Source organism: Rhizobacter sp. J219 (assembly GCF_024700055.1).
Lineage (GTDB): Bacteria > Pseudomonadota > Gammaproteobacteria > Burkholderiales > Burkholderiaceae_C > Rhizobacter.
In genome coordinates this window covers 4,464,410-4,489,763 of sequence record NZ_JAJOND010000001.1, presented here as the reverse complement: position 1 = coordinate 4,489,763, position 25,354 = coordinate 4,464,410, and the positions used below count along the sequence as shown (strand labels likewise).

26 protein-coding genes and 2 pseudogenes are annotated in these 25,354 nt (G+C 70.0%); 18 read left to right on the top strand and 10 right to left on the bottom strand.

Features of this window, described 5'->3' with window-relative positions:
- The first annotated feature begins 5 nt into the window (after positions 1–5).
- From LRS03_RS21345 to LRS03_RS21325, 5 genes are all read left to right on the top strand, one after another.
- Positions 6–1,688, top strand: coding sequence for a long-chain fatty acid--CoA ligase (locus LRS03_RS21345; RefSeq protein WP_257827992.1), 1,683 nt, complete (start codon positions 6–8; stop codon positions 1,686–1,688).
- Between the two features lie 62 nt (positions 1,689–1,750).
- Entirely contained in the window at positions 1,751–2,158 is a 408-nt protein-coding gene (locus LRS03_RS21340) for a hypothetical protein (RefSeq protein WP_257827990.1), read from the top strand.
- 92 nt (positions 2,159–2,250) lie between these two features.
- A complete protein-coding gene (locus LRS03_RS21335; RefSeq protein WP_257827989.1) occupies positions 2,251–2,472 on the top strand; it encodes a hypothetical protein in 222 nt (73 codons plus the stop codon).
- 118 nt (positions 2,473–2,590) lie between these two features.
- Complete coding sequence (locus tag LRS03_RS21330) at positions 2,591–3,892, top strand: MFS transporter (RefSeq protein WP_257827988.1); 1,302 nt, start codon at positions 2,591–2,593, stop codon at positions 3,890–3,892.
- Between the two features lie 8 nt (positions 3,893–3,900).
- Positions 3,901–4,572, top strand: a complete 672-nt coding sequence (locus LRS03_RS21325; RefSeq protein WP_257827986.1) for an SDR family oxidoreductase — start codon at positions 3,901–3,903, stop codon at positions 4,570–4,572.
- Positions 4,573–4,578: 6 nt separating this feature from the next.
- Here the strand turns inward: LRS03_RS21325 and petA are convergent, their stop codons facing one another.
- The 3 genes from petA to LRS03_RS21310 all read right to left on the bottom strand — a co-directional run bounded on the left by petA (position 4,579) and on the right by LRS03_RS21310 (position 7,120).
- Positions 4,579–5,199, bottom strand: a complete 621-nt coding sequence (gene petA / locus LRS03_RS21320; RefSeq protein ID WP_257829626.1) for a ubiquinol-cytochrome c reductase iron-sulfur subunit — start codon at positions 5,197–5,199, stop codon at positions 4,579–4,581.
- Between the two features lie 13 nt (positions 5,200–5,212).
- Entirely contained in the window at positions 5,213–5,368 is a 156-nt protein-coding gene (locus LRS03_RS21315; protein WP_257827985.1) for a DUF3149 domain-containing protein, read from the bottom strand.
- A gap of 66 nt (positions 5,369–5,434) precedes the next feature.
- Positions 5,435–7,120 (bottom strand): MBL fold metallo-hydrolase, encoded by a 1,686-nt coding sequence (locus tag LRS03_RS21310; RefSeq protein WP_257827984.1) that lies wholly within the window; start codon positions 7,118–7,120, stop codon positions 5,435–5,437.
- A 132-nt stretch (positions 7,121–7,252) separates the two neighbouring features.
- Here LRS03_RS21310 and LRS03_RS21305 point away from each other — a divergent pair, with 132 nt between their 5' ends.
- Positions 7,253–7,864, top strand: coding sequence for a histidine phosphatase family protein (locus LRS03_RS21305; protein ID WP_257827982.1), 612 nt, complete (start codon positions 7,253–7,255; stop codon positions 7,862–7,864).
- A gap of 4 nt (positions 7,865–7,868) precedes the next feature.
- On the opposite strand, the gene LRS03_RS21300 is transcribed toward LRS03_RS21305, so the two are convergent.
- Positions 7,869–8,144 carry a 2Fe-2S iron-sulfur cluster-binding protein gene (locus LRS03_RS21300; protein ID WP_257827981.1) on the bottom strand — a complete coding sequence of 92 codons (276 nt, stop codon included), beginning with the start codon at positions 8,142–8,144 and terminating at the stop codon, positions 7,869–7,871.
- On the opposite strand from LRS03_RS21300, the gene LRS03_RS21295 reads away from it, so the two are divergent.
- The 5 genes from LRS03_RS21295 (at position 8,143) to LRS03_RS21275 (ending at position 13,572) form a co-directional block, all read left to right on the top strand.
- Entirely contained in the window at positions 8,143–9,357 is a 1,215-nt protein-coding gene (locus LRS03_RS21295; RefSeq protein WP_257827979.1) for an MGDG synthase family glycosyltransferase, read from the top strand. The two genes, LRS03_RS21300 and LRS03_RS21295, sit on opposite strands and share 2 nt — an antisense overlap.
- Complete coding sequence (locus tag LRS03_RS21290) at positions 9,354–10,316, top strand: phosphatase domain-containing protein (protein WP_257827978.1); 963 nt, start codon at positions 9,354–9,356, stop codon at positions 10,314–10,316. Before LRS03_RS21295 ends, LRS03_RS21290 begins: the two co-directional genes overlap by 4 nt.
- Before the next feature lie 342 nt (positions 10,317–10,658).
- Entirely contained in the window at positions 10,659–11,729 is a 1,071-nt protein-coding gene (locus tag LRS03_RS21285; RefSeq protein ID WP_257827977.1) for a porin, read from the top strand.
- 61 nt (positions 11,730–11,790) lie between these two features.
- Positions 11,791–12,582, top strand: coding sequence for an amidohydrolase family protein (locus LRS03_RS21280; RefSeq protein WP_257827975.1), 792 nt, complete (start codon positions 11,791–11,793; stop codon positions 12,580–12,582).
- A 9-nt stretch (positions 12,583–12,591) separates the two neighbouring features.
- On the top strand, positions 12,592–13,572 hold the full coding sequence (locus LRS03_RS21275; protein ID WP_374685068.1) for a Bug family tripartite tricarboxylate transporter substrate binding protein: 981 nt from the start codon (positions 12,592–12,594) through the stop codon (positions 13,570–13,572).
- Positions 13,573–13,599: 27 nt separating this feature from the next.
- Here LRS03_RS21275 and LRS03_RS21270 read toward each other — a convergent pair whose 3' ends face one another.
- Positions 13,600–14,490 carry a LysR substrate-binding domain-containing protein gene (locus tag LRS03_RS21270; protein ID WP_257827974.1) on the bottom strand — a complete coding sequence of 297 codons (891 nt, stop codon included), beginning with the start codon at positions 14,488–14,490 and terminating at the stop codon, positions 13,600–13,602.
- A gap of 134 nt (positions 14,491–14,624) precedes the next feature.
- Between LRS03_RS21270 and LRS03_RS21265 the strand changes: the two are divergent.
- From LRS03_RS21265 to LRS03_RS21245, 5 genes and pseudogenes are all read left to right on the top strand, one after another.
- Positions 14,625–15,594 (top strand): annotated as a pseudogene (locus tag LRS03_RS21265) (Bug family tripartite tricarboxylate transporter substrate binding protein).
- A 42-nt stretch (positions 15,595–15,636) separates the two neighbouring features.
- Complete coding sequence (locus LRS03_RS21260; protein WP_257827973.1) at positions 15,637–16,335, top strand: RraA family protein; 699 nt, start codon at positions 15,637–15,639, stop codon at positions 16,333–16,335.
- On the top strand, positions 16,332–17,255 hold the full coding sequence (locus tag LRS03_RS21255) for an NAD(P)-dependent oxidoreductase (RefSeq protein WP_257827971.1): 924 nt from the start codon (positions 16,332–16,334) through the stop codon (positions 17,253–17,255). The genes LRS03_RS21260 and LRS03_RS21255 overlap by 4 nt, the downstream gene beginning before the upstream one ends.
- 18 nt (positions 17,256–17,273) lie before the next feature.
- A complete protein-coding gene (locus tag LRS03_RS21250; RefSeq protein ID WP_257827970.1) occupies positions 17,274–18,239 on the top strand; it encodes a Bug family tripartite tricarboxylate transporter substrate binding protein in 966 nt (321 codons plus the stop codon).
- On the top strand, positions 18,239–19,174 hold the full coding sequence (locus tag LRS03_RS21245) for an SMP-30/gluconolactonase/LRE family protein (RefSeq protein WP_257829622.1): 936 nt from the start codon (positions 18,239–18,241) through the stop codon (positions 19,172–19,174). Before LRS03_RS21250 ends, LRS03_RS21245 begins: the two co-directional genes overlap by 1 nt.
- 74 nt (positions 19,175–19,248) lie before the next feature.
- On the opposite strand, the gene LRS03_RS21240 is transcribed toward LRS03_RS21245, so the two are convergent.
- From LRS03_RS21240 to LRS03_RS21230, 3 genes are all read right to left on the bottom strand, one after another.
- Positions 19,249–20,073: a DUF72 domain-containing protein gene (locus tag LRS03_RS21240; RefSeq protein WP_257827969.1), complete on the bottom strand. Its 825-nt coding sequence runs from the start codon at positions 20,071–20,073 to the stop codon at positions 19,249–19,251.
- On the bottom strand, positions 20,040–20,387 hold the full coding sequence (locus tag LRS03_RS21235) for a hypothetical protein (protein ID WP_257827968.1): 348 nt from the start codon (positions 20,385–20,387) through the stop codon (positions 20,040–20,042). The genes LRS03_RS21240 and LRS03_RS21235 overlap by 34 nt, the downstream gene beginning before the upstream one ends.
- 92 nt (positions 20,388–20,479) lie before the next feature.
- Positions 20,480–20,971 carry a glycine zipper 2TM domain-containing protein gene (locus tag LRS03_RS21230; protein ID WP_257827966.1) on the bottom strand — a complete coding sequence of 164 codons (492 nt, stop codon included), beginning with the start codon at positions 20,969–20,971 and terminating at the stop codon, positions 20,480–20,482.
- Between the two features lie 271 nt (positions 20,972–21,242).
- Between LRS03_RS21230 and LRS03_RS21225 the strand changes: the two genes are divergently transcribed.
- Entirely contained in the window at positions 21,243–21,434 is a 192-nt protein-coding gene (locus LRS03_RS21225) for a hypothetical protein (RefSeq protein ID WP_257827964.1), read from the top strand.
- A gap of 14 nt (positions 21,435–21,448) precedes the next feature.
- Here the strand turns inward: LRS03_RS21225 and LRS03_RS21220 are convergent.
- A pseudogene (locus LRS03_RS21220) lies at positions 21,449–23,287 on the bottom strand (carboxyl transferase domain-containing protein); the annotation flags it as partial.
- An 81-nt stretch (positions 23,288–23,368) separates the two neighbouring features.
- On the opposite strand from LRS03_RS21220, the gene LRS03_RS21215 reads away from it, so the two are divergent.
- The gene (locus tag LRS03_RS21215; RefSeq protein WP_257827962.1) at positions 23,369–24,871 is read left to right on the top strand and encodes an AMP nucleosidase; all 1,503 of its coding nucleotides are present in this window, start codon (positions 23,369–23,371) and stop codon (positions 24,869–24,871) included.
- Between the two features lie 64 nt (positions 24,872–24,935).
- On the opposite strand, the gene LRS03_RS21210 is transcribed toward LRS03_RS21215, so the two are convergent.
- Complete coding sequence (locus LRS03_RS21210; RefSeq protein WP_257827961.1) at positions 24,936–25,265, bottom strand: hypothetical protein; 330 nt, start codon at positions 25,263–25,265, stop codon at positions 24,936–24,938.
- Positions 25,266–25,354 lie beyond the last annotated feature (89 nt).

The window sequence follows — 25,354 nt, the reverse complement described above, 5'->3', positions numbered from 1 at the left end:
GCACCATGTCCGACCGTCATTTCGCTTTCTGGCCCGAGCACGCGCCTCGACACCTCTACGTCCCCGAGACCAATCTCTACTTCAACGTGGAGGTCTCGGCGGCGCGCTTCCCGAAGAAGCCCTTCTTCATCTTCTACGACACGCCCTTCACCTACGCGCAGTTCAAGCAGGAAACGGAAACACTCGCGGCCTATCTGGAGCAAGTGTGTGGCGTGAAGAAGGGCGACCGCGTGCTGCTCTACACGCAGAACAGCCCGCAATTCATGATCGGCTACTACGCCATCCTGCGGGCCAACGCGGTGGTGGTGCCGGTCAACCCGATGAACCTCACCGGCGAGTTGAAGCACTACGTGAGCGATGCCGACGCCAAGGTCGCCATCACCACGCAGGAGCTCTACCCGCGCATCAAGCCCCTGCTACAACCCGGAGGCGACGAACACACGCTGGAGCACGTGATCGTCGGCACCTACAGCGACTTCCTGCGCGAGAAGACCACCCTCGCGGTGCCCGACTTCGTGGCCGCGCCGCGTGTGCCCATCGCCGACACGGGCGTGACGCTGTGGGTCGACGCTATCGCCCGTGGCCTCAAGCCCGGCCCGCTGACCACCGGCCCCGACGACCTGTGCGTGATGCCCTACACCTCGGGAACCACCGGTCACCCCAAGGGCTGCATGCACACGCACCGCACCGCGATGTACAACACCGTGTCGGGCGGCGTGTGGGGCCAGACCAACCAGGGCACGGTGTCGATGGCGGTGCTGCCGCTCTTCCACGTGACCGGCATGCAGGGCAACATGAACGCGGTGATCTACGGTGGCTCGACCGTCGTGCTGCTGCCGCGCTGGGACCGCGATGCCGCGGCGGAGTGCATCCAGCGCTACCGCGTCACCGGCCTCGGCCTCATCACCGCGATGGTGGTCGACTTCGTCTCCAACCCCAAGCTCGACAGCTACGACCTCTCCAGCCTGCGCAAGATCGGCGGCGGCGGTGCCGCCATGCCCAAGGCGGTGGCCGACATCCTGGAAAACAAGCTCGGCCTCAAATACGGCGAGGGCTACGGCATGTCGGAAACGCTCGCCGCCACCCACATGAACCCGCCCGACCGCTCGAAGAAACAGTGCCTGGGCATCCCGGCCTTCGACGTCGACGCACGTGTGGTCGACCCCACCACCTTCAAGGAGCTGCCCCCGGGCGAGACCGGCGAGATCATCGTCAGCGGCCCGCAGGTGATGACGGGCTACTGGAAGAACCCCGACGCCACGCGCGAGGCTTTCGTCGAACTCGACGGCAAGCGTTTCCTGCGCACCGGCGACCTCGGGCAGACCGACGAGGAGGGCTACTTCTTCTTCGTCGACCGCCTCAAGCGCATGATCAACGCCAGTGGCTTCAAGGTCTGGCCGGCGGAAGTCGAGGCGCTGCTGTACCAGCACCCGGCGATTCAAGAGGCCTGCATCGTCGCGGCGAAAGACGCCAAGCGAGGCGAGACCGTCAAGGCCTTCATCGTGCTGAAGCCGAGCCACAAGGGCCAGGTCAGCGAAGACGAGATCATCAAGTGGGGCCACGACAACATGGCCGCCTACAAGAGCCCGCGCATCGTCGAGTTCGTCGACGCGCTGCCCAAGTCGGGCACGGGCAAGGTGCAGTGGCGCGAGCTGCAGGAGCGCGAGAACGCCAAGGCCGCGGCCTGAGCCTCGCGAGGGGCCTGCGGCGCGAGGCCGTTATGCTGGCGGCCCTTTCCGAGCCGCCACCCATGAACCGCTTCGACCCCAAGGCGATCATCGTCGCCATGCTGCTGTCACTTGCCCTCGACGTGGTGGGCAGCATCGCGCTCGTCGCGAGCTTCGGGGTGCAGGTCCACTCGCAGATGACGCCCGAGGAAACCGAGGCGGCCATCCAGGCCGTCACGAGCACCGACGGGTTCCTGTTTGCCTCGCTGCTCTACGGCACCGCCACCACCGTCTTCGGCGGCTTCGTCGCGGCCCGGCTCGCGCGCAGCTACCCTTACTTCAACGCCCTGGCCATCGGCGTGCTCGGCATCGTGCTCGGGCTGCTGCTGGGGGGCGAGGCGCCGTTCTGGTTCGAGGCCCTGGCCTTCCTGGTGAGCGTGCCGGCGGCCGTCGCCGGCGGCCACCTCGCGCTGCGCCGGCCGCCCCGCTGAGCAACCAATGAAACAAAGCGGCCACGGCCGTGAAACGCCGGACTTACAGCGGACCGCCACAGTCACGGCACCCCATCGCCAGCGAGTTCCCCATGAGCGACCTCTTCCTGCCCCGCGAGCTGTTTCAAGCGGCCTCCCCTCGCCCCGCCTCACCCGCCGCGCCCACCCAGGCACCCCGCCGCGGCGCGCTTCAGTTCACCAGCGGCGCCGAGGTGGCAGCCGATCTGCTGCAGGCGATGACCGTGGCGCCGCCGCGCTTCGTGGAGCGCCGCCGCAAGCCACGCACCGGCAAGGCCTACGACATCGCCCGCTGAGGCCAGTTAGACACCGCGCCTGACGCGGTCGCACCACACGCGGCGCCCCGGCCGCGTCGGACCCGATGCGCTGTCACGCATCACCCGGCACACTCGGGCTCCCACCACTGGAGCCCCCATGGCCTTCTTCCCCCAAGACGCCCTCAACGACGGCGTGCGCAAGCGCGAAGTCTTCGGCTGGGCGATGTATGACTTCGCCAACTCGGGCTACACCACCGTCGTGCTCACGGCGGTGTTCAACGCGTACTTCGTCGGCGTGGTCGCCAACGGCGCGCCCTGGGGCACCCTCGCGTGGACGCTCGCGCTCGCCGCGTCCAGCGTGATCGTGATGCTGGTGATGCCGGCGCTCGGCGCCTACGCCGACCTGCGCGCCAACAAGAAGAAGCTGCTCGCCGTGACCACCGTGCTGTGCGTGGGGTCGACCACCATGCTCGCGTTTGCCGACCGCGGCGACGTGGCCTGGGCGGTGGCGGCGGTGGTGCTGTCAAACACCTTCTTCTCCTTCGGCGAAGCGCTGACCGCCGCCTTCCTGCCCGAACTCGCCAAGCGCGACGCGATGGGGCGGGTGTCGGGCTGGGGCTGGAGCTTCGGCTACTTCGGCGGCATGCTGTCGCTGGGCCTGAGCCTCGCCTACGTGCTCACCGCGCAGGCGCGCGGCGAGCCGGCCACGTCGTTCGTGCCGGTCAGCATGCTCATCACCGCCGGCGTCTACGGTGCGGCCTCGCTCGCGACCTTCGCGCTGCTGCGCGAGCGCGCCGTGCCGCAGCCGCAGGCGGTGCAGGCCACCGGCATCACCGCCTCGCTGCAGCGACTGGCGGCCACCTTCCGGCGGGCGCGCCTGTACCGCGACTTCTCGTGGCTGCTCACCTGCGCCGTCTGCTACCAGGCCGGCATCGCGGTGGTGATCGCGCTCGCCGCGGTATACGCCGAGCAGGTGCTGGGCTTCAAGCAGGCGCAGACCATGATGCTCATCTTCCTGGTCAACATCGCCGCGGCGCTCGGGGCCTTCGGTTTCGGCTACTGGCAAGACCGCATCGGCCACAAGCGGGCCCTGGCCGTCACGCTCGTCGGCTGGGTCGTGATGACGGTTCTCGCCATCGTGGCCACGACGCCCGGCCCGTTCTGGGTGGCCGCGGTGATCGCCGGCCTGTGCATGGGGTCCAGCCAATCGGCGGGCCGCGCCATCGCCGGCCTCTTCGCCCCCGAAGCGCAGCGCGCCGAGTTCTACGGGCTGTGGACGTTCGCGGTGCGCCTCGCCGCCATCCTCGGGCCGGTGACCTACGGCCTGGTGACGGTGGCCACCGCCGGCAACCACCGGCTGGCCATCCTGTCGACCGCGTTGTTCTTCATCGGCGGCTTGCTTCTGCTGGTGCCGATCAACGTGGAGCGCGGTGCCGCCGCGGCGCGCGAGGCCTCATGAGCGGGCCCATGCTCGCCGGCAAGCGCATCCTCGTGACCCACGCCGACGGGTTCATGGGGCCGACGCTGTGCGAGGTGTTCCGTGAACACGGTGCCACGGTGATCGCAAGCCTCGACCCGCTGAGCAACCCCGACGCGCCGGCCGCGGTCATCGCCGCCGCGGGCGCGCTCGACGCGCTGGTCGTCAACCTCGCCCACCCCGCCCCGAGCACCGCCGCCCGGGACGTGAGCGACGACGAATGGCGCGACACCTTCGCCGCCCTCGTCGACCCGCTGCCGCGCCTGGTGCGCGCGGTGCTGCCGCAGATGATCGCCCGGCGCGGCGGCAAGGTGCTTGTGATGGGCAGCTCGTCGGCGCTGCGCGGCATGAAACGCACCTCGACCTACAGCGCCGCCCGTGGCGCGCAGCTCGCCTACGTGCAGGCGGTGGGCGTCGAAGTGGCGCCGCACCACGTGCAGGTCAACGCGATCGCGCAGAACTTCGTCGAGAACCCGACCTACTTCCCGCCCGAAGTGCAGGCCGACCCGCGCTTCCAGGAGCGCCTGAAGCGCGAAGTACCGCTCGGCCGGCTGGTCACGGCGCGCGAAGACGCAGAGTTCGCCGCCTACCTGTGCAGCGAGGCGGCCAACTGCTTCGTCGGCCAGGTGTTCCCGGTGTGTGGCGGCTGGGTGCAGCGCTGAGCCGTCTCAGGCCGAAGCCTCGTCGCCGATCACCAGCCGCGTGTCGCTGGCGAAGCGATGGGGTGGAATCTCCAGGTTCGTCGGCGCCGGCTTGTTCTTGAACACCCGCCCGGCACCGTCGAAGGTCGAGCCGTGGCAGGGGCAGAAGAAGCCTCCCGGCCAGTCGGCGGGCAGGCCGGGGTTGGCAGAGCCTTGCGGCACCGCGGTCGGGGAGCAGCCGAGGTGGGTGCACAGGCCCACCGCGACGAAGATCTCCGGCCTGAGCGCACGCAGCGGGTTGCGAGCATCGTCCGGCTGCTGGTCGCGCAGCGAGGCCGGATCGGCCAGCTCGGCATCGTGACCCTGCAGCGCCGCGATCATCTCCGGCGTACGCCGCACCACCCACACCGGCTTGCCACGCCATTCGACGGTCTTCATGCCGCCGGGTGGAATGTCGGCCAGGTCGACCTCCACCGGCCCACCGGCGGCCCTGGCACGCTCGCTTGGCCCGAGCGACGACACGAAGGGCACCGCCACGGCCACCGCCGCCACGCCACCAGCGGCCGCGGTGGTCATGAGCCACTGGCGTCGCTCAGGATCGCCGGGCGGTGCGTCGCCGGCCGGGCCGGCAGGTCGAGGGATCAGCATCGAGGCCACCGGCTCAGCGCCTTGCCACGCGCTCGGCCTTGCGGGCGTCTTCCTCGATGTGGCGCACGAAGTAACGCACGAAGAACACCGCCATGCCGAGCATGAATGCGAGGCCTGCCAGGCTCATCAGGCCGACATCGGAGGTGAAGAGGTCTTTCAGCGCATGCACGTCGAACTCCTGTCGTGGTGACAGTGCATTGGGCGCTTCCTCGTCCGGCGCCGTCTTTGCCTTTTGTCAAGCCTCGGCCGCTAGCACCCACTGGCCCGCACGATCGTCGGCACGACCGTCGCTGCGCAGCTTGCCCAGGTGCGCGAGCAGCGAGCGAGCCGCCACCGGCAGCATGCGCGGGTCGACGTCGTCGTAGGCATGGGGCAGCAGTTGCTCCAGCGTGGCTGGACCATGCTCGCGCAGCACCGCCACGACCTTGGCTTCGCGCTTGAGGCGGTGCTCGATCACCGCCTGCACCGCCTTGCGCGGCTGCGCCATCAGGAAGCCGTGGCCGGGGGCGAGCCACTCGATGTCTTCGTCGAGCAGTGCCCGCAAGGTGTGCAGGTAGGCGGCCATGTCGCCATCGGGCGGGTTGATGACGACGGTGCTCGCCTGCATGATGTGGTCGCCGGTGAAGAGCGTCTTTTCTTCTTCGAGCAGGTAGCACAGGTGATTGGACGCATGGCCGGGCGTGTGCAGCACGCGCAGCGTCACGCCGGGTGCGATCGCGAGGCGCTCGCCATGTTCGAGCACGCGGTCGGGCGCGAAGCTGCCGTCCTGCTTGTGCGGGTGCACCGCCAGGCGGCCCATCACCGTCGCGTGGGTGTGCTGCTTGAGCGGCACGCTCGCGGGCGAGTGGTCGTGGTGGGTGTGGGTCGCGAGAATCCAGCGGATCGGGCCGGGCGCGGCGTGCAGCACTGCTTCCACATGCTCGGGCAGGTCGGGCCCCGGGTCGACCACCGCCCATTCGTTGCTCGGCCCCCCGCCCACCAGGTAGGTGTTGGTACCGGGGCCGGTCATCACGCTCGGGTTGGGCGCGGTCACGCGGATCACATGCGGCGAGAGCTTCACCGAACGCCCCGGCACGATCTCGTACGAGGCCGTGCCATGGCCGAGCGGGTCGATGCGACCCATCTCGGCCCAGGCGTGCTCGTGCGGCATCACCGGGCGCAGGCTCTGGCTGCCAGCGCCGATGCGCGGGTTGATGAGGCTGACGGTGCGCGGCCCGCGCGCATAGGCCATCAGCGCCGCGCTGCTGTCGAAAGCACCGATGGCGCTGAGCGTGGCGCGCGTCGGGCCCATCAGCTTGAGCGAATCGCTGCGCGCGAGCGCGTCGGCCGGGCGCAGCCAGTGCATGCCGACCATCTCGGTGCCGTCGTGCTGCGCGGTCTGGCCGGCCGGGGCCACCGCCACGAAGAAGCGCGTGTCGTAGCGCTTGGCACGGCCGAGCGGGGTGAGCCAGTGGCTGAAGTAGGCCAGTTCGTCGACGGCGAGCGTGAGGCCTTCTTCGGCGCAGAACTCGCCCAGGCTGCGCTCGCCGGCGTTCAGCGGCGCGCGCCACGGTGCGAGGCGTGCGGCATCGGCGCCGACCAGCGCCCCGCCGCGCCGCGCGAAGAGCAGGCCACATTCTTCGAAGCATTCGCGGATGGCGGTGATGGCGTAGTCGAGCCCGCCTGAGGGCAGGGCGAGTTTCCGGCTCATCGCTGCGTCGTCGTCGCCGTCGCACAGGCCGCGCCACTGCGCATCGGTCTTGTCGACGGTTCCGCCCGGGAAGACCCAGGCGCCGCTGTTGTGATCGCCGCGCTCGGCACGGCACAGCAGCAGCACCTGCAGCCCGCCGGGGGCATCACGCACGACGACCAGCGTGGCCGCGGCACGTGGCGGCTTGTCGGCGGAGCTGTGGTCGAGCGGGGCGACGTCGGGAGAGGTCATGTCAGCACTGTGAGCCGGGAAGGAAGCGCTGCACAGTCTCGCATTCCCGCGCCATTCCCTCACGTCGCCAAGGTGGCTGCGCCGCCGCAGGCCCCTGCGCACAATCGGCACACCCCGACCTGCCGCCCGCCCATGTCCATCATCCTCGTTCGCCACGGCGAAACGCCGCTCAACGTGGCCCGCACCCTGCAGCCCGCCGACACACCGCTGAGCGAGACGGGCCGACAGCAGGCGCAGGCGGTGGCACGGCGCCTGGCCGATTTGAAGATCGCCGCCATCCTCTCGAGCGACCTGCCGCGGGCGATGCAGACGGCGCAGGCCATCGCCGCCGCCACCGGCGTGCCGATCACGCCGACGCCGCTGCTGCACGAGCGCAACTTCGGCGCGCTGCGCGGCCAGCCCTACGACAGCCTGCCCTACAACCCGCTGACGATGACCGAAGCGCCACCCGGCGGTGAATCGGTGGCGGCGTTCGAGCAGCGGGTGGCGCTGGCGTTTGCCCAGATGGTCGAGCTGCGGGGCCGCATCGACGGCCACCTCGCGGTGGTGACGCACGGCCTCGTGATCCGCGCGCTGCTCGCGCGGCACTTCCCGCTTGGCGCGCAGACGATGCCACTGCGCGTGGGCAACACCTCGGTCACCATCTGCGGCGCCACGCCGCCGCATGCGCCGGAGCTGGTCGACTGCACCCGCCACCTCGACGAGGCCATCGCGCACGACGCCAAGAGCCTGTCGGGCGGCTGAGGGCTCAGCGCGGGCGGGTCTCGATCACGAGGTCGCTGTCGGCGACGGCCACGCAGGGCAGGATCCAGCCTTCGAGTTTTTCTTCGGCGCTCAGGCCGGGCCATGCGATGGTGTGGTGCGCCCGCCCCTCGACCACACGGCAGCGGCATTCGCGGCAGGTGCCGTTGCGGCACGAGCTGGGCAGCACCACCCCTTGCGCACGCGCCGCGGCCAGCAGGGTCTCGCCGGGCGAGGCCACGAACTGCAGGCCCGGGCCGAGGACGATCACGCGGTGCGACATGGGCACGATCATGCTCTGCACCGGCATGGCCGAACGTCCGCACGGCCTCTGGTACAACCGCGCGATGACCGACCCCCTCTCCCTTTCACCGGCCCCGCTGCTCTTGCTGCACGCGACGGCCGGCGCCGGCCACACCCGTGCGGCGCAGGCCATCTCGACCGCGCTGCGCCAGCTCGGCGCGCCCGCACACCATGTGGTGGATACGCTCGCCTGCACGAGCAGCCTCTTCCGCCGCCTCTACGCCCAGGCCTACATCGACCTGGTGCAACGGGCGCCCGAACTGTGGGGCCACCTCTACGAGCGCTACGACGTGGTCAAGCCGCCGCGCAGCAAGACCGCCCGGGCGCGGCTCGCGTTCGACAAGGCCAACAGCGCACGGTTCAAGGGCCTGCTCGGTGCCGCCCAGCCACGCGCCATCCTGTGCACGCACTTCCTGCCGATGGAGCTGCTGTCGGACCTGAAGGGCCGCGGCAAGCTCGCGACGCCGGTGCACGCGGTCGTCACCGACGTGAGCCCGCATGCCTTCTGGGTCTACCCGCACATCGACCACTACCACGTGGCCACCGAGGCCGGCGCGCGGGAACTTGAGCGCAAGGGCATCGCGGCCGAACGCATCAGCGTGAGCGGCATCCCGATCGACCCGGTGTTCGCCGAGCGCACGCCGGCCCCTGCGATGCGCGCGACGCTTGGCCTGCCCGAGCGGCCGACGGTGCTGCTCTTGTCGGGCGGCTTTGGCGTGGGGCCGCTGGTGGCGATGCTCGATTCGTTTGCCGGGGCCGACTGCGGCCTGAGCCTCGTGGTGGTGGCCGGGCGCAATGCCGAACTCGAGGCCGCCTGCCGCGCACGGGCGGCCACGCTGAACCTGCCCGTCACGGTGCACGGCTTCGTGACCCACATCCACCAGCTGATGGACGCCGCCGACCTGGTGGTCACCAAACCCGGCGGCCTCACCACCAACGAGGTGCTCGCCAAGGGCAAGCCGATGGCGCTCGTCGCGCCCATCCCCGGCCAGGAGCAGCGCAACTGCGACTACCTGCTTGAAGAAGGCGCGGCGGTGCGCCTGCACGACGAGGCCGACGCCGCCTGGCACCTCGCGCGCTGGCTGAACGATGCGCCGCGCATGGCCGCCATGCGCGCCAACGCCGAACGCATCGCCCGCGCGCAGGCCGCGGAGGACGTGGCACGGCGGCTGGTCGCGGCCGTCGACGCATGAGCCTCTCCCGCCGCCGACTGTGCCTCTCGGCACCCCTGCTCGCCCTGCCGCCGGGGGCCGGCGCGGCCGACGACCCGCTGCACAACATCGTCGACGACGCCTGGGCCACCGCGCAGGGCGTGGTGTTCTCGGGCCGGCTGGTCGAGAAACGGCGCGGCCCGCGTGAAGACAGCGGTGTGCGCAGCAGCCTCTACCGCAACAGCCGCCTGCTCTTCACCGGTGGCGAAGAGGGGGCGGTGCGCTGGTCGGTGGGCGGCTTGCGCTGGCAGACCCGCGCCGACGACCAGGGCTATTGGGAACTGCGCACGAGCCAGCCGCTGCCGGCGGGTTCACCGGCGCCGGGCTGGCACCCGATCGACAGCGACCCGGCGCCGAGCAGCACGGCGCACCTGCTCGTTCACGACCAGGCCAACACCGTGGGCCTCATCTCCGACCTCGACGACACGCTTCTCGTGAGCGAGGTCAACCAGACAACGCGCCTGCTGCGCAACAGCCTCGCAGTGCCGCCCGAGTCGCGCGAGCCGGTGGGCGGCATGGCCGCGCTCTGCACCGCGTGGACGAAGCGCAACCCTCGCCCCGAGGCCACGCCGGTGTTCTACCTGTCGGGCTCACCGCGCCAGCTCACCGACAGCGTGCGCCGCTTCCTGCAGAAGCACGGCTTCCCGCAGGGCGTGCTGCAACTGAAAGAGGTGAGCGCCGCCCGCACCGACCCGCTGCGCGACCAGCAGGCTTACAAGGTGCAGCGGGCGAGTGCCATCCTGCAGGCCTTTCCGCAGACCCGCTTCGCCCTGCTCGGCGACGACGGCGAGCGCGACCCGGAGAGTTATGCCGAGCTGCAGTCGCGCTTCCGAGCGCAGGTGCTCGGGGTGTGGATCCGGCGTGTGCATCCCGATCCGAAACGCCCGCGCTTCCCGGGCCAGCGGGACATGGGGGAGTTGCTGGCGAGTGGGCCGCCCTAGAGCCGCTTGGCAGCGGTTGCTGTCAGTCGCTATCGAACCGCGAGACCACGGTGCCGGCCACGTCGCGGTCATTGACGCAACCTGCCGGGCGCCGCGTGGCTGACCGGTTCTAGCGGTACAGCTGACCCTGCGCCGGCGCCTGCGGGCGCAGGTGCCCAAACGACCGCTGACAGATGGCGCCAACAGTTGGAACCGACCCACAGCAGAATCTCTGGCGTCCCGTTCATCAGCCGGTCACTCGGGTCAACTGCAAAAGCCGGATGGATCGATCCCAAAAAACTTTCGATTGGACGGCGCCTCCACAGGTCTCAATACTTCGGCCGAACCCCTGTGGAGACAACAGTGAAACAAACAATCATCGTGGCGGCCGCAGCGGCCGTCTGTTCCGGCGGCGCGCTGGCCCAGTCCAGCGTGACCATCGGTGGTGTCATGGATGCGGCCGCGCGGAGCGTCGCCAATTCAGGCGGCGGCTCGGTCAAGTCGCTCGTTAGTGGCGCCAACAGCACGAGCCGGCTCTACTTCCGCGGCAACGAGGAGCTCGGCAACGGGCTCTCCGCCGGCTTCTGGATCGAATCGGGCATCAACATCGATGCGGGCACGAGCAGCGGCGGCACGCAGTTCTGGGACCGGCGCGCCACGCTGTCGCTCTCGAGCAAGCCCGCTGGTGAAGTGCGCCTCGGGCGCGACTACACGCCGACCTACACCACCTGGTCGCGTCACGATGTCTTCTCGCACGTCGGCGTGGCGGGGTCGAACAACTTCTCCTCCGCCGCGCAGCAGGGGCCGATCCGCAACGCCTTCAGCACCAACCCCAACACGACGGTGCGTTCCAGCAATTCGGTGCAGTACATCCTGCCCGCAGGGCTGGGTGGCGTGGAAGGCGCCCTGATGCTCGCCGCCGGTGAGGGCGGCACGGCCGCGAACGGCCAGCACAAGCTGATCGGTGGCCGGCTTGCGTGGCAAACCAAGGTGTTCGGCGTGAGCGCGGCCTATGCCACCACCGAAAACGACCTCACCGCCAGCGGCAAGTTCAAGGACGGCGTGATCGGTGCCAATGGCGCCATCGGGCCCGTGCGCCTCACGGCGGCCTTGCGTCGCTACGAGCAGTCGCAGGCCAAGCAGACCAACCTGATGCTCGGGGCCCTGGGCAGCATCGGCGCCACGGACCTGAAGCTCTCCTACCTGCAGGCCAACCTGCAGGGCCGTGTCGGCGCCACGTCGATCGACAACAACGACGCCCGCCAGATCGGCCTCGGCGTCGTCTACAACCTGTCGAAGCGAACCGGCCTCTACGCCCAGGCCGCGCGCATCGAGAACGAAGGGACCGCCACCTTCGTCATTCCCGGCGGCACGACGCTGCCCGCCGGGGGGCGATCCACCGGCTGGGAAGCAGGCCTGCGGCACAACTTCTGACCGGCACCACATGCACGCCGGTGCCCCTGCGGCCTTGCCGCCGGGTGCATGTGACTGCCACATGCACATCTACGACGCACGCTTCCCCGCGGCGCCCGGTGCCCGGCTGGTGCCGCCGGACGCGCTGGTGCCGGCCTATGCGGCCCTCCAGTCGCGGCTCGGCTTGCAACGCTGCGTGGTGGTCACGCCCTCGACCTACGGAGAGGACAACCGCTGCACCGTCGAGGCGATCCGGGCGTTGAACGCCTCGGGTGTGCAGGCCCGCGGCATCGCGGTCCTGAGCGCCGATGTCGACGAGGCCACGCTCGCGAGCCTGCATGCCGAAGGCGTGCGCGGCGTGCGCTTCAACCAGACCTTGGGCGGCCTCTCGCTCGATGACCTGGAACCGCTTGCGGAACGCATCGCGCCCCTCGGGTGGCACGTCGAGCTGCTGCTGCCCGCGGCGCTCTGGCCGCAGGTCGCGACGCGGCTACAGCGGCTGCCCGTGCCCATGGTGTTCGATCACCTGGGCCGGCTGCCCCATCCGGGGCGTGAGCACCCCGGGCATCACGCCATCCTGGCCTTGCTGGACACCGGGCGCGCCTGGGTCAAGCTGTCTGGCGCCTACCTGCAGGACGGCACCACCCCTGCACAGTGGTCAGCCGATGCACACGCGATGGCCAGGGCCTACCTGCATGTCGCCCCGCACCGCATGGTGTGGGGCAGCAACTGGCCTCACCCGACCGTGCACGCCGGCCTGCACGCCGCACCCGACGAAGCCGACCTGCTGGCCCTGCTTCGCCGGTGGACCGCCGACGACGTGACGTGGCGGCGTGTGCTGGTCGACAACCCCACCGATCTCTACAACTTCTGACCGCCTCCCATGAACCCTCGCCTGCCCCTGCGCTTCGCCGCCGCTTTCGTCATGGCCCTCTGTGCACCCGCGATCTCCATCGCGCAGGATCCCTGGCCCGGGCGCACCCTCAACTACGTCGTGCCCTATCCGCCGGGCGGCACCACCGACATCCTCGGGCGTACCATCGCCCAACGCCTCGGCGAAGCCCTCAAGACGACGGTGATCGTCGACAACCGGGCCGGCGCCACCGGCACGATCGGCGGCGCCTTCGTGGCACGCGCGGCACCGGATGGCCAGACCGTGCTGGGCACCTCGATCGGCCCGCAGGCGATCGTCCCGCATCTGATGAAGCTGCCCTACAACCCGGCCAAGGCCTATGAGCCGGTGTCGCTGGTGGGCACGGTGCCGCACCTGCTGGTGGTGAACGCCGCCACCACGCCGTACACCTCGGTGGCGCAGCTCATCGCCGCCGCGAAGGAGAAGCCGGGCAGCGTGGCCTTCGCCTCGGGCGGCAACGGCACCATCCTGCAGATGCAGGGCGAGCTCCTGCGACTGCAATCGCAGACCACGATGACCCACGTGCCGTACAAGGGCGACGTGCCGGCGCTGCAGGACGTGATCGGCGGCCAGGTGACCTTCATGTTCGCGCCCATCGCCGCCGCGCTGCCGCACGTGCAGTCCGGAAAGCTGCGCGCCCTGGCCGTCACGTCGGCGAGCCGGATGCCGGCATTGCCCAGCGTGCCGACCATGACGGAAGCCGGCTTCAAGGATTTCGTCGTCGAGCAGTGGCAGGCGATCTACGTGCCGGCGAAGACACCCGCCGCGATCGTGCAGCGCCTGCACCAGGAGGTGAGCCGCATCCTCCAGGACCGCAGCGTCGCGGCCAGCTTCGAGAAGCTCGGCGTCACGGTCGTCGACGGCACGCCGGCGCAGCTGGCGCAGCGGCAGGCGGCTGACTCGCAGCGCTGGGCCGCCGTGATCCGCGACGCCGGCATCAAGCTCGACTGAAGCCGCGCCGCGTCACCTGCCCACCTCTCAGTCCGCAGGGGCCGAGCGCAGGAACAGTTCGATCAGCCGCTTCGCCGCCGGCGACAGGAAGCTGTTGGCCCGGTAGGTCACGACGAGCCGGCGCCGCATCGTGGCGCCGGTGATCGGCACTTCCTTCAGCCCGGGGATGCGGCTCGGCCCTTGCAGGTGGTGCCGCGAGATGAAGCTCAGCAGCCCCGTCTGCACGATCAGCGCGGGCAGGCTGATGAGGCTCGTGGTCTCCACCTGCACGTGGGGCCGCGGCAGGCCCTTGCGGTCGAAGGTGTGGTCCAGCCAGTCCCGCGTGGGCAACCCCGGCGGCTGCAGGGCCCATCGATACGCCACCAGGTCCTTGAGGCTCTTGGCCTTGCGGAACACCTCGTGGCGCTCGCTCGCGGCCACGACGATCATGTCCTCCGACAGCACCTGCGACACGTAGCCCGCATCGGGCGCGCTTTCGGTCGCCACCATCAGGTCGAGCTCGCCCGCATGCAGCTGCGGCTTGAGCATGGCGATCAGCCCGACCACCGTGTGCAGCGTCACGTCGGGCGCTTCCTTCAGCAACTGGCGCGCGACCGCGGGCAGCAGGAACTGCGCCGCCGTCGGCACCACGCCCAGGCGCACATGCCCGGTCAGGCCTGCGCCGATCGACGACAACTCGCGCTTGGCGTCTTCCACGTCGAAGCGCATGCGCTGCGCCCACTTGAGCAGCACGTGGCCCGCCTCGGTGAGCTTGATGCCGCGGCCGGCCTTCTCGAAGAGCGCGGCGCCGCAGGCGGTCTCCAGGCGGCGGATGCTGCTGGTCAGGGCCGGCTGCGACCGGTGGAGCCGGGTGGACGCTCGACCCAGGTGCTGCAACTCGGCAATCGTCTCGAAGTAGCGCAGGTCTCGCAGATCCATTGCAAAAGCTCCATGAATGAATCAGAAGAAAGAATCGATTGGACTGTACATCTCGCGGCGCCAATACTGCAGACAGATGACCACCCCGCCCCGACAGGAGGTGGTCCGGCTCGACGCACACCAGGAGACATTCAATGCAAGCATCACGACGCCTCGTGCTGGCCTTCGCCGCCACGCTCATGTCCGGCAGCGCCCTGGCGCAGGCCTGGCCCTCCAAGCCCATCCGCATCGTTGTGCCCTTCCCTCCGGGCGGCGGCACCGACATCATTGCGCGCGAGACCAGCGAGCGTGTGTCCAAGGCCACCGGCTGGACCTTCGTGATCGACAACAAGCCCGGTGCCGGCGGCAACCTGGGCGTCGACAGCGTCGCCAAGTCGCCAGCCGATGGCTACACGCTGGTGCTCGGGCAGACCAGCAACCTGGCGATCAACCCCTCGCTGTACGCCAAGTTGCCGTACGACCCGCAGAAGGACCTGGTGCCGGTCGTGCTGCTCGCGCAGGCGCCGCTCGTGCTCGTCACGGGCATCGGCTCCAAGTACAAGACGCTGGCCGACGTGACCGCCGCGGCCAAGGCCAAGCCGGGCCAGCTGAATTTCGCGTCGCCCGGCAACGGCACGGTGGCGCACCTGACCTCCGGAGCTCTTCCAGAAGGCCGCCGGCATCAAGACGCAGCACGTGCCCTACAAGGGCGCCGCGCAGGCGCTGACCGACGTGGTGGGCGGCACGGTCGAGCTGTACATGTCGTCGGTGCCCACGCTGCTCGGGCAGATCAAGCAGGGCAAGCTGCGCGCGCTGGCGGTCACCTCCGCCGCCCGTGTGGACGACCTGCCGGACGTGCCCACCATCAACGAGTCGGGCTACAAGGGCTTCGACGCCGTCACGTGGTTCGGCCTGCTCGCGCCCGCTGGCACGCCCAAGGATGTGGTGGCCAAGGTGAATGCCGAGTTCAACAAGGCGCTCAAGGCCGCCGAGCTGCGCAAGCGACTCGGCGACGAAGGCGCCGATGCGGCCGGTGGCACGCCGGATGAGTTCGCCGCGCTGATCAAGACCGAGATCCCGCGCTGGGGCAAGGTCGTCAAGGATTCCGGCGCACGGATCGACTGACGCGCGTTCCCTTCTTTCCCCCGTTTCCCCAAGGAGATTCTCATGAGTCAAGCCGCTGCATTGCCGGACGTGATCAAGGACATCGAGCGCGTCGACGCCGGTGTCGTGGAGCAGGCCGCGAAGTTCCCCTCGTCGATCTTTGCCGACGTGGCCGGCCGCCGCGGCGCGCTGCACGGCCGCATCTCGCCGCTGGCGCCGAGCATGCGGCTCGCGGGGCCGGCCCTGACGGTTGAGGTACGCCCGGGCGACAACCTGATGATCCATGCGGCGCTGGCGCTCGCCAAGCCGGGCGACGTGATCGTCGTCGACGGCAAGGGCGACCTGAGCAGCGCCCTGATGGGCGAGATCATGTGCCAGCAGGCGGCAGCGCTGGGCATCGCGGGCGTCGTCATCGACGGCGCGGTGCGAGACAGCGAGGCCATCCGCGAGCTCGGCTTCCCGATGTATGCCGCCGGCCTCAACCCCAACGGCCCGACCAAGTCGGTGGCCGGGCGTGTCAACCACCCGGTCTCGATCGGCGGCGTGACGGTGAACCCGGGCGACCTGGTGGTCGGCGATGCAGACGGCATCACCGTCATCGAGCGCCACAAGGCCGCCGCGATGCTGCCGCTGGCCGCCGAGAAGGTGGCCGCCGAGACGAAGCGCATCGCCGACATCAAGAGCCGCAAGGCCCTGCGCCCCGCGTGGCTGGACGGTGCCCTGCGGACCGCCGGCGTGCTGAAGGAAGGGGAGTCGCTGTGAGCGCCGCCAAGCCCACCTTCCTCGTCACCGGCAACGACCTGGCCGAACAGGCCCTCGCCTTGCTGAATGACTACAGGATCGTCTACGCCGGCAAGGCGCCGACCGAAGACGACATCGTGTCGCTGTGCCGCCAGCACGACCCGGTGGCCATCATCGTGCGCTACGGCAAGGTCGGCGCGGCCGCGATGGACGCCGCGCCGAGCTTGAAGGTCATCTCCAAGCACGGCAGCGGCACCGACACCATCGACAAGGCCGCCGCGGCGGCGCGCGGCATCCAAGTGGTGGCCGCGGCAGGCGCCAACGCGGCCGCCGTGGCGGAACACGCGCTCGCCTTGCTGCTGGCCTGCGCCAAGTCGGTCGTGGCGCTGAACGAGCGCATGCACGCCGGCCACTGGGACAAGTCGACCCACAAGAGCGTCGAGCTCGAGGGCCGCACCGTCGGCCTCGTCGGCCTCGGCGCGATCGGCCTGCGCTTCGCCCGCATGGCCGATGCGATGGGCATGCGTGTGCTGGGCCACGACCCCTATGCCAAGGAGGTGCCCGCATACGTCGAACGTGTCGACCTGTCGACACTCTGGCGGGAGTCGGACGCGATCTCGCTGCACTGCCCGCTGACCGCGGACAACGGGAGGCTGCTGAACGCGCAGACGCTCGCGGCCTGCCGCCAGGGCGTCATCATCGTCAACACCGCACGCGGTGGCCTCATCGATGAAGCGGCGCTCTTGGCCGCCATCCGCAGCGGCCATGTCGCGAGCGCCGGCCTCGACAGCTTTGCCGTCGAGCCGATGACGGCCGGCCACCCGTTCCACGGCGAGGCGCGCATCACGCTCAGCCCGCATGTCGGCGGCGTCACCTCCGACGCCTACGTGAAGATGGGCGTCGCCGCGGCCCGCAACGCGCTCGCCGTGCTCAACGGCTGAGCCCGCAGGAGAAGAACCATGAGACAACTCATCCGCCACATGCTGGCCGCCGTCGCCCTGGTGGTTTCCACCGCCGCTGGTGCACAAGCCTGGCCGGCCAAGCCGGTGCGCATCATCGTGCCCTACCCGCCGGGCGGCGCGGTCGATGTCGTCACGCGCAAGATGGCGGCCAAGCTGCAAGAGCAGACCGGCCAGACCTTCTTCGTCGAGAACAAGCCCGGCGCGGCCGGCACCATCGGCATCGCAACGGCGGTGCAGGCCCCGGCAGACGGCTACACGCTGGTCGCGAACGACACCACCTACGCGCTGCTGCCGCACATCGTGCGCAAGCTGCCCTTCGACTACGACACGGCCCTCGTCCCGGTCGGCGCCTACGTCTTCGCGCCCATGAGCGTCGTGGTTCGCTCCGAGTCGAAGTACAAGACGCTCGCCGACCTGATCAACGGCGCCAGGGCGAGCGCCGGCCAGGTCACCTATGGCACCGGTGGTGCCGGCTCGACGCCGCACTTCGTGAGCGAGGCCCTGGGCATCGCCGGCGGCGCCAGGTTCCTGCACGTGCCGTTCAAGGGGGCGGGCGAGGCCACGATGGCGATGCTCTCCGGCACCGTCGACTTCCAGGTGGCGTCGACACCCGGCGTGATGGGCCACGTGAAAGGCGGCAAGGCCCGCTTGCTGGCGGTGAGCGGCTCCAAGCGGCTCGCCCAGCTGCCTGAGGTGCCGACCTTCAACGAGGCGGGGCTGAAGTTCGCAGGCCTCATGAACTTCACCGGCCTGTGGGCGCCCAAGGGCACGCCGCAGGCTGCGATCGACCGGCTGCAGAAGGAGATCGCCACGGCCATGGCATCGGCCGACATGAAAGCGTTTGCCGATGGCATTGCCTCGGAACCCGGCTACTGGGATGCCGCGACCTTGGCGAAGGACCTGCGCGAACGCACCGAGTTCTGGGGCAAGGTCGCAGCCAACACGGCGTTCGAGCGGCAATGATGTTCGTCCTGCAGGCGCCCCAGGTCCGCGACACGGAGGTCTTCACCCGCCTGCCCGACCGCTTCCGCCGGACCGGCGTGCGCTCGGACTGGGCGGATGCGAACCGGGGCGGTCAAGCGACCGACTCGTTCCTCGAAGGCCCGGTCTTCGATGCCGCCGGCAACCTCTACGTGAGCGACATTCCCTTCGGCCGCATCTTCCGCATCGACCCGAAGGGCGAATGGGACCTGGTCGCCGAATGGGCGGGCGAGCCGAACGGCCTGAAGTGGCTCAACGAGCGTGAGTTGCTCGTCACCGACTACCGCCATGGCCTGATGGCGTGCGACGTGACGACGGGCTCGGTCCGCCCCTACCTCGACCGCCGCAACAGCGAGCGCTTCAAGGGGGTGAACGACCTGGTGTTCGACTCCCGGGGCAACCTCTACTTCACCGACCAGGGCCAGACCGGCCTGCACGACCCGACGGGCCGGCTCTACCGGCTGCGGCCGGACGGTCGCCTCGACCTGCTGCTGTCGAACGTGCCCAGCCCCAACGGCGTGGCCCTGTCGCCCGACGAACGTGTGCTCTACCTGGGTGTCACACGCGGCAACCAGGTGTGGCGCGTGCCGCTGCTGGACGACGGCAGCGTGTCCAAGGTCAGTGCCTTCTTCACGTCCTACGGACCGAGCGGACCGGACGGTCTCGCGGTCGATGAGGCGGGGCGCGTGCTCGTCGCGAACCCCGGGCTCGGCCTGTGCTGGGTGCTCAGCCATCGTGCCGAGCCGGAACTGGTGCTGCGCAGTGGCGCGGGTGCGTCGTTGACGAACATCGCGTTCGGGGGACCTGACCGCAAGACGCTGTATTGCACGGAGTCTGTCAGCGGCGTCATCCTGCGTGCAACGCTTGACGTGGCGGGGTTGCCGATTCACCGCGCGACTCGGCCGCGTTCGGGGTGATGGGGCTGCCTGAAGCGGAGATCTGGCGCAATCCACCCCGGCCGCAACAGGCGCACCACGCCCCACACTCCGCTTCACGCGGACGAGAGCCTTTCCAGCAGCGCCATCGCGGCAGCCGGGTTGCGCTCTTTCGCGCCGCTGATGAAGAAGAGGAACACGTCGCGCGGGCCCGCCGGCTGCGGCGGCTCGACACGCGGCACGCCTTCGGGCTCGCCGCCGGCCGCCCAGCGCTTTGCACATGCGGCGAACTGGTCGAGCACCGGTGCCTCGAAGCCTTGCGGCAAGTCGCTTCGCGAACGCATCGTGCGGCTGTAGACGAAGTCGCCGGTGATGTCGGCGAACGACGGGTAGTCGTCGGAGTCGGTGAACACCGTGCCGACTTGGTGGCGCCGCGCGAGCGCCAGGTACTCGGGTGTCTTGAAGCTGTCGTGCCGCACGTCCATCACATGGCGCAGCGGCAGGCCGTCCACCTTCGCCGGCAGGAGCTTGAGGAAGGCTTCGAAGTCGACCGGGTCGAACTTCTTGGTCGGCGCAAATTGCCACAGCACTGGGCCGAGCTTGTCGCCCAGCTCCGCGAGACCGCTGCCGATGAAACGCTCGACCGACTCGCCGGCTTCAGCCAGCACACGCCGGTTGGTGGCGAACTTGTTGGCCTTGAGCGAGAAGACGAACCCCTCGGGCGTGTCCTGCCGCCACTTGGCAAAGGTCGCCGGCTTCATCGTGCTGTAGTAGGTGCCGTTGACCTCGATCGCCGTCAGCTTGCTGGCGGCGTATTCGAGCTCGCGTGCATGCGCGAGGCCCTTGGGATAGAAGTTGTCGCGCCAGGGTTCGAAGGTCCAGCCGCCGATGCCGATGCGGATGCGGCTCATCGCAGGCCCCACACCGCGAGGGCGACGCATGCGAGCGTGAGCAGGGCGCAGGCGGCGATGAGGAAGCGGGTGCGCACGCGCAAGGTGTCGACCGCTTCGACGATGCGGGCGTTCTGCTCGGCCAGGGTTTCGATCAGCTGGGCCGAGGCCTTCTGCTGCTCGGCCAGCTCCGCGAGGCTGGCTTCGAGGTGCGCGATGCGCGCCCCTGGGTCACCCGCGGCCGCAGGCGCGGTGGCGGCCTCTTCGGCCTGTTGCGAGCGCGTGAAGATCTTGCGGGCGCTCTTGACGATGCCGGGGGTCGCTTCGATCACGTCGCCCCACGGGATCACCTTGAGGGCGGTCATCCATCCTATGGCCATGCTGCGGGCCTGCCGGCATTGGGCCGGTCAGGCCGTCGAAGTGTCGCACCGCGCCCGCGCAGGCGCAGGCCTTGTCATCAGGCTGGCTGGAGGCTTGCGCCCTCGACCTTGACCCGCGAGCCAACCTGCAGGCCGCCCAGCGAGTCGCGGCGGAAGGTGCGCGTCTGGCCGTTGTCGAGCTGCACCTGCACGTTGTAGCCCACCACGCGGGTGTTGCGGTCGCGCTCGATCTTGTTGCCCAGCAGGCCGCCGCCGATGGCGCCGGCGGCGGTGGCGGCCTTCTGGCCGTTGCCGTCGCCCACCTGGTAGCCGAGCACGCCGCCGATCACGGCGCCGGTCGCCGCGCCCACACCGGTCCCCTTGGGCCGCTCGGTCAGCGTTTCGATGTGGCGCACTTCGCCGAGCAGGGCCACCGGCGCGGCGGGCCGCTCCGGCGCTGGCGCGGTGCGTGCACCGGGCACCGGAGCGCCGTTCGACTTGACGGGGCTGCCGTCCTGCGGGCCGCAGCCACCGAGGACGACCAGGCAGGCCAGCGAGCCGGCGGCCAGAGACGCGGTGAGGCGGTCCACGGGATGCTTGTGTTGGGTAGCTTGTCGCATGTTCGTGCTCCTGGCCCGTTCCTTCGGGCTGTCTTCACGGAGCAGGATCGTCACGCGGCGGCCAGGTGCCGTCTGCCCGCCCCGGCCGCAGCGCCGCGTAGGACGAAAAGCCGTGCCGCCGCCGGCTGTAGGCCACGGCCTACACGCGCTCGCTCGTTCGCCTGATGGTCGGCCACGCCGCGCCGCTTCACGATGGCACCAGCCGCGCCGATGGGGTCGCGGAAGAGCGCAGGAGCAGACCATGCCGAACGATGACTGGGTGGAAGACGTGCGTCGCTGGTACTACGGCGGCAACCCGCCGGCCACGGAAGCCGACCCCGAGCCAGGCGCCATCGTGCCCACCGAGCTGGGCTACGAAACGGCCCACCCGTCGCTGCAGGCTCGCCATTGGCCGGACGCGCCGCTGGCGCGGACCGAGCAGCGGCCGCTCTGATCACCCTGCCCTGATCACCACGTGTCGACGGGTGCCGTGCGGCGCTCGCCGACCCGAGACGAGGCCAGTCCGCGCGCCAGCCAGTGGCGCGTGTCGGCCGGGTCGATCACCGCGTCGATCTCCAGCATCGCCGCCATGTTGATGGCCTTGCCGCGTGCGTACTGCGCGGCCACGAGCCTGTCGTAGAGGGCGTCGCGCTCCGGCCCTTCGGTCGCGGCGGCAAGTTCCTTGCGGTAACCCAGTCGCACCGCGCCTTCGAGCCCCATGCCCCCGAACTCGCCCGTGGGCCACGCGGCCGTCAGCGTCGGCGCGTGGAAGCCGCCCGCCGCCATCGCCATCGCGCCCAGGCCGTAGCCCTTTCGCAGCACCAGCGCGAGGAACGGCACCCGCAGGTGGGCCGCCGTCACGAACATGCGGCTCACATGCCGTACCTGCGCCTTCTCCTCGATCTCGGGGCCGACCATGAAGCCGGGGGTGTCGATCAGCGAGACGATGGGCAGGCCGTGTGCGTTGCACAGCTGCATGAAGCGGGCGGCCTTGTCGGCGGCGTCGGCGTCGATCGCGCCGCCCAGGTGCACCGGGTTGTTGGCCATCAGGCCGACGGGCCGGCCCTCGATGCGCGCGAGCGCGGTGAGGATGCCCACGCCGAACCCCGAGCGCAGCTCCAGCAAGGAGCCGCTGTCTGCGACGCCGTGCATCACCTGGCGCACGTCGTAGGCGCGCACGCGGTTCTCGGGCAGCGCCTGGCGCAACTGCTGCGGGTCGCCCGCCGACCATTCACCCACCCGGCCCTGGAAATAGCCGAGGTACTGCTTGGCAACCGCGACCGCCTGCGCTTCGTCGTCGACCAGCACGTCGATCACGCCGTTGCCGTGCTGCACCGCGCTCGGGCCCACCTGCTCCGGCGTGTAAACCCCGAGCCCACCGCCTTCGATCATGGCCGGCCCGCCCATGCCGATGTTGCTGTCGCGCGTGGCGATGATGACGTCGCTGCATCCAAGCAGCGCGGCGTTGCCCGCGAAGCAGCGCCCGGCCACGATGCCCACCACCGGCACCTGGCCGCTCAGTCGCGCATAGCTCGCGAAGGTGTGCAGGTGCAGGCCGGCGACGACGGCCACGTCGGTGTCGCCAGGGCGCCCGCCGCCACCTTCGGCAAAGAGCACGACCGGCAGCTTCTGTTCGAGCGCGATGCCGAGCATGCGGTCGGTCTTCTCGTGGTTGCGCATGCCCTGCGTGCCGGCGAGCACGGTCGCGTCGTACGACATCACCACGCAGCGCGACTTCTCTTCGCCAAACTGAGCGCCGTTGATGCTGCCGATGCCCGTCACCATGCCGTCGGCGGGTGTGTTGCGGATCAGGTCGTCGGATTCGCGACGGCGGGTCTGCGCGGCGAAGGCGAGTGCGCCGTATTCGATGAAGCTGCCGGCGTCGCACAGGTCGGCGATGTTTTCGCGGGCGCTGCGCAGGCCGAGCGCATGGCGCTTGGCGATGGCCTCGGGGCGGTTCGCATCGAGCGTGAAGGCGTGACGGTCCAGCACTTCCTGCAGGTCGGCACGCAGCGCCGACGGCGTGGCCTGCTGCACCGCCGCCGCAGGCGCCGCGACCGGCGCAGGCTGCGCCGCGCCGAGCGTGACCAGCAGCTCGTCTTCGCCGACCGTGTCGCCGGCTACGACGGTGAGCTGCAGCACCTGGCCGTCGACCTCCGCGCGGATCTCGTGCTCCATCTTCATCGCTTCGAGCACCAGCAGCAGCTGGCCGGCACGCACGCCCTCGCCGGGCGCTACCGCGAGCTGCACCACGGTGCCCGCCATCGGGGCCTTGATCGACGCGTTTGACATTGCGCTTGTCTCCTTGTGGCGGGCACTGTAGCGGCGGCACGCACCCGCCCATGACACCGCTGCGACAAGCCCCGCAGACGACGCACAATGCGGCTCATGGCCTCTCCCACCCAGATCACCGCCCGCTCCTTCACCGACGCCACCGCCGCCCTGGCGCATGCAACCACCATCTACGACATGGGCATCGCCCACCTGCGCGACAGCCTGGTGCGCTTCGTCGGCGGCGAAGACCTGCAGCAGCACGTGCGCGCCTGCTACCCCTACCTGCGCGTGCATACCGACACCGTGGCGCGCGCCGACTCACGCCTGGCCTACGGCTTCGTGGCCGGCCCCGGCACCTACGAGACCACGCTGACACGCCCCGACCTCTTTCACGACTACTACCTGGAGCAGTTCACCCTGCTCTTGAAGAACCACGGCGTGACGCTTGAAGTGGGCCTGTCCAGCCAACCGATTCCGGTGCACTTCTCGCTGGCCGAGAACGACCACCTAGAAGGCAGCATGCCGCCCGAGCGGCGCACGCTGCTGCGCGACCAGTTCGACCTGCCCGACCTCGCCGCGATGGACGACGGCATCGCCAACGGCACCTACGTGCCGACGCTCGGCAGCGACGGGCAGCCGCGCCAGCCGCTGTCGCTCTTCACCGCGCCGCGCGTCGACTACTCGCTGCACCGCCTGCGCCACTACACCGGCACCGCGCCCGAGCACTTCCAGAACTTCGTGCTTTTCACCAACTACCAGTTCTACATCGACGAGTTCATCAAGCTCGGCCACGAGATGATGGCCGACGCGAACTCGGGCTACAGCGCCTTCGTGCAGCCCGGCAACGTGGTGCTGCGCCGCGCCGGCCTCGGCCCGCAGCCCGACGACGAGCTGCGCGTGGCGCCGCCGCGGCTGCCGCAGATGCCGGCCTACCACCTGGTGCGCGAAGACCGCGCGGGCATCACGATGGTCAACATCGGCGTGGGCCCGTCGAACGCCAAGACCATCACCGACCACATCGCGGTGCTGCGCCCGCATGCGTGGATCATGCTCGGCCACTGCGCCGGGCTGCGCAACACGCAGGCGCTCGGCGACTACGTGCTGGCCCACGGTTATGTGCGCGAAGACCATGTGCTGGACGAAGAGCTGCCGCTGTGGGTGCCGATCCCGCCGCTGGCGGAGATCCAGGTCGCGCTCGAAGACGCGGTGGCCGAGGTCACGCAGCTGAAGGGCTATGAGCTGAAGCGCGTGATGCGCACCGGCACCGTGGCGAGCACCGACAACCGCAACTGGGAGTTGCTGCCCTTCACCCACCAGCACACCACGCCGGAGCGGCGCTTCAGCCAGAGCCGCGCCATCGCGCTCGACATGGAAAGCGCCACCATCGCGGCCAACGGCTTCCGCTTCCGTGTGCCCTACGGCACCCTGCTGTGCGTGAGCGACAAGCCGCTGCACGGCGAGATTAAGCTGCCGGGCATGGCCAACCATTTCTACCGCGAGCGCGTCGACCAGCACTTGCGCATCGGCATCCGCGCGATGGAGCTGCTGCGCGAACAAGGGGTCGACCAGCTGCACAGCCGCAAGCTGAGGAGCTTTGCTGAGGTGGCCTTCCAATAGGCGACCGTGCGGAGCGGGCGCCGGCAGCGGCGCCGAGGTCGTGCGCGCCGCCGGCTTCAAGCGCTCAGCTGTTGCGAATGCGCTGGCTCGCCCGGTCCAGCATCATCTGAAGCTCGCGCCGCTCGTGGCGCGAGACGAAACCATCGGCCTTCGCCTCCGCCTCGTAGCGGCGGATCGCCGCCTGCTCGCGCTGCAGCGAGCGGAACTCGCGGCGGCTCAGGCGCCCCTCGTGCAGGGCGGCTTCGATGCGCGCGGCCTGGCGGGCCTGGCGGGCGTCGATGTCGTCGAAGCCGCCGTGCCCATGCCCGTACCCGTGCCCCATCGGCCGGGCCATTGCACCGGCCGAAGCAGCGGCGATCAGGGCACCGAAAACGAGCGTCTTGAGGTTCAGCATGTGGAGATCCTTTCCGTTGAACAGGCGCCGGAGGCGGCGCCCGTGCCTCTTCAACGACCGCCCCGCGGGGCGGGCTGACGCCGCAAGAG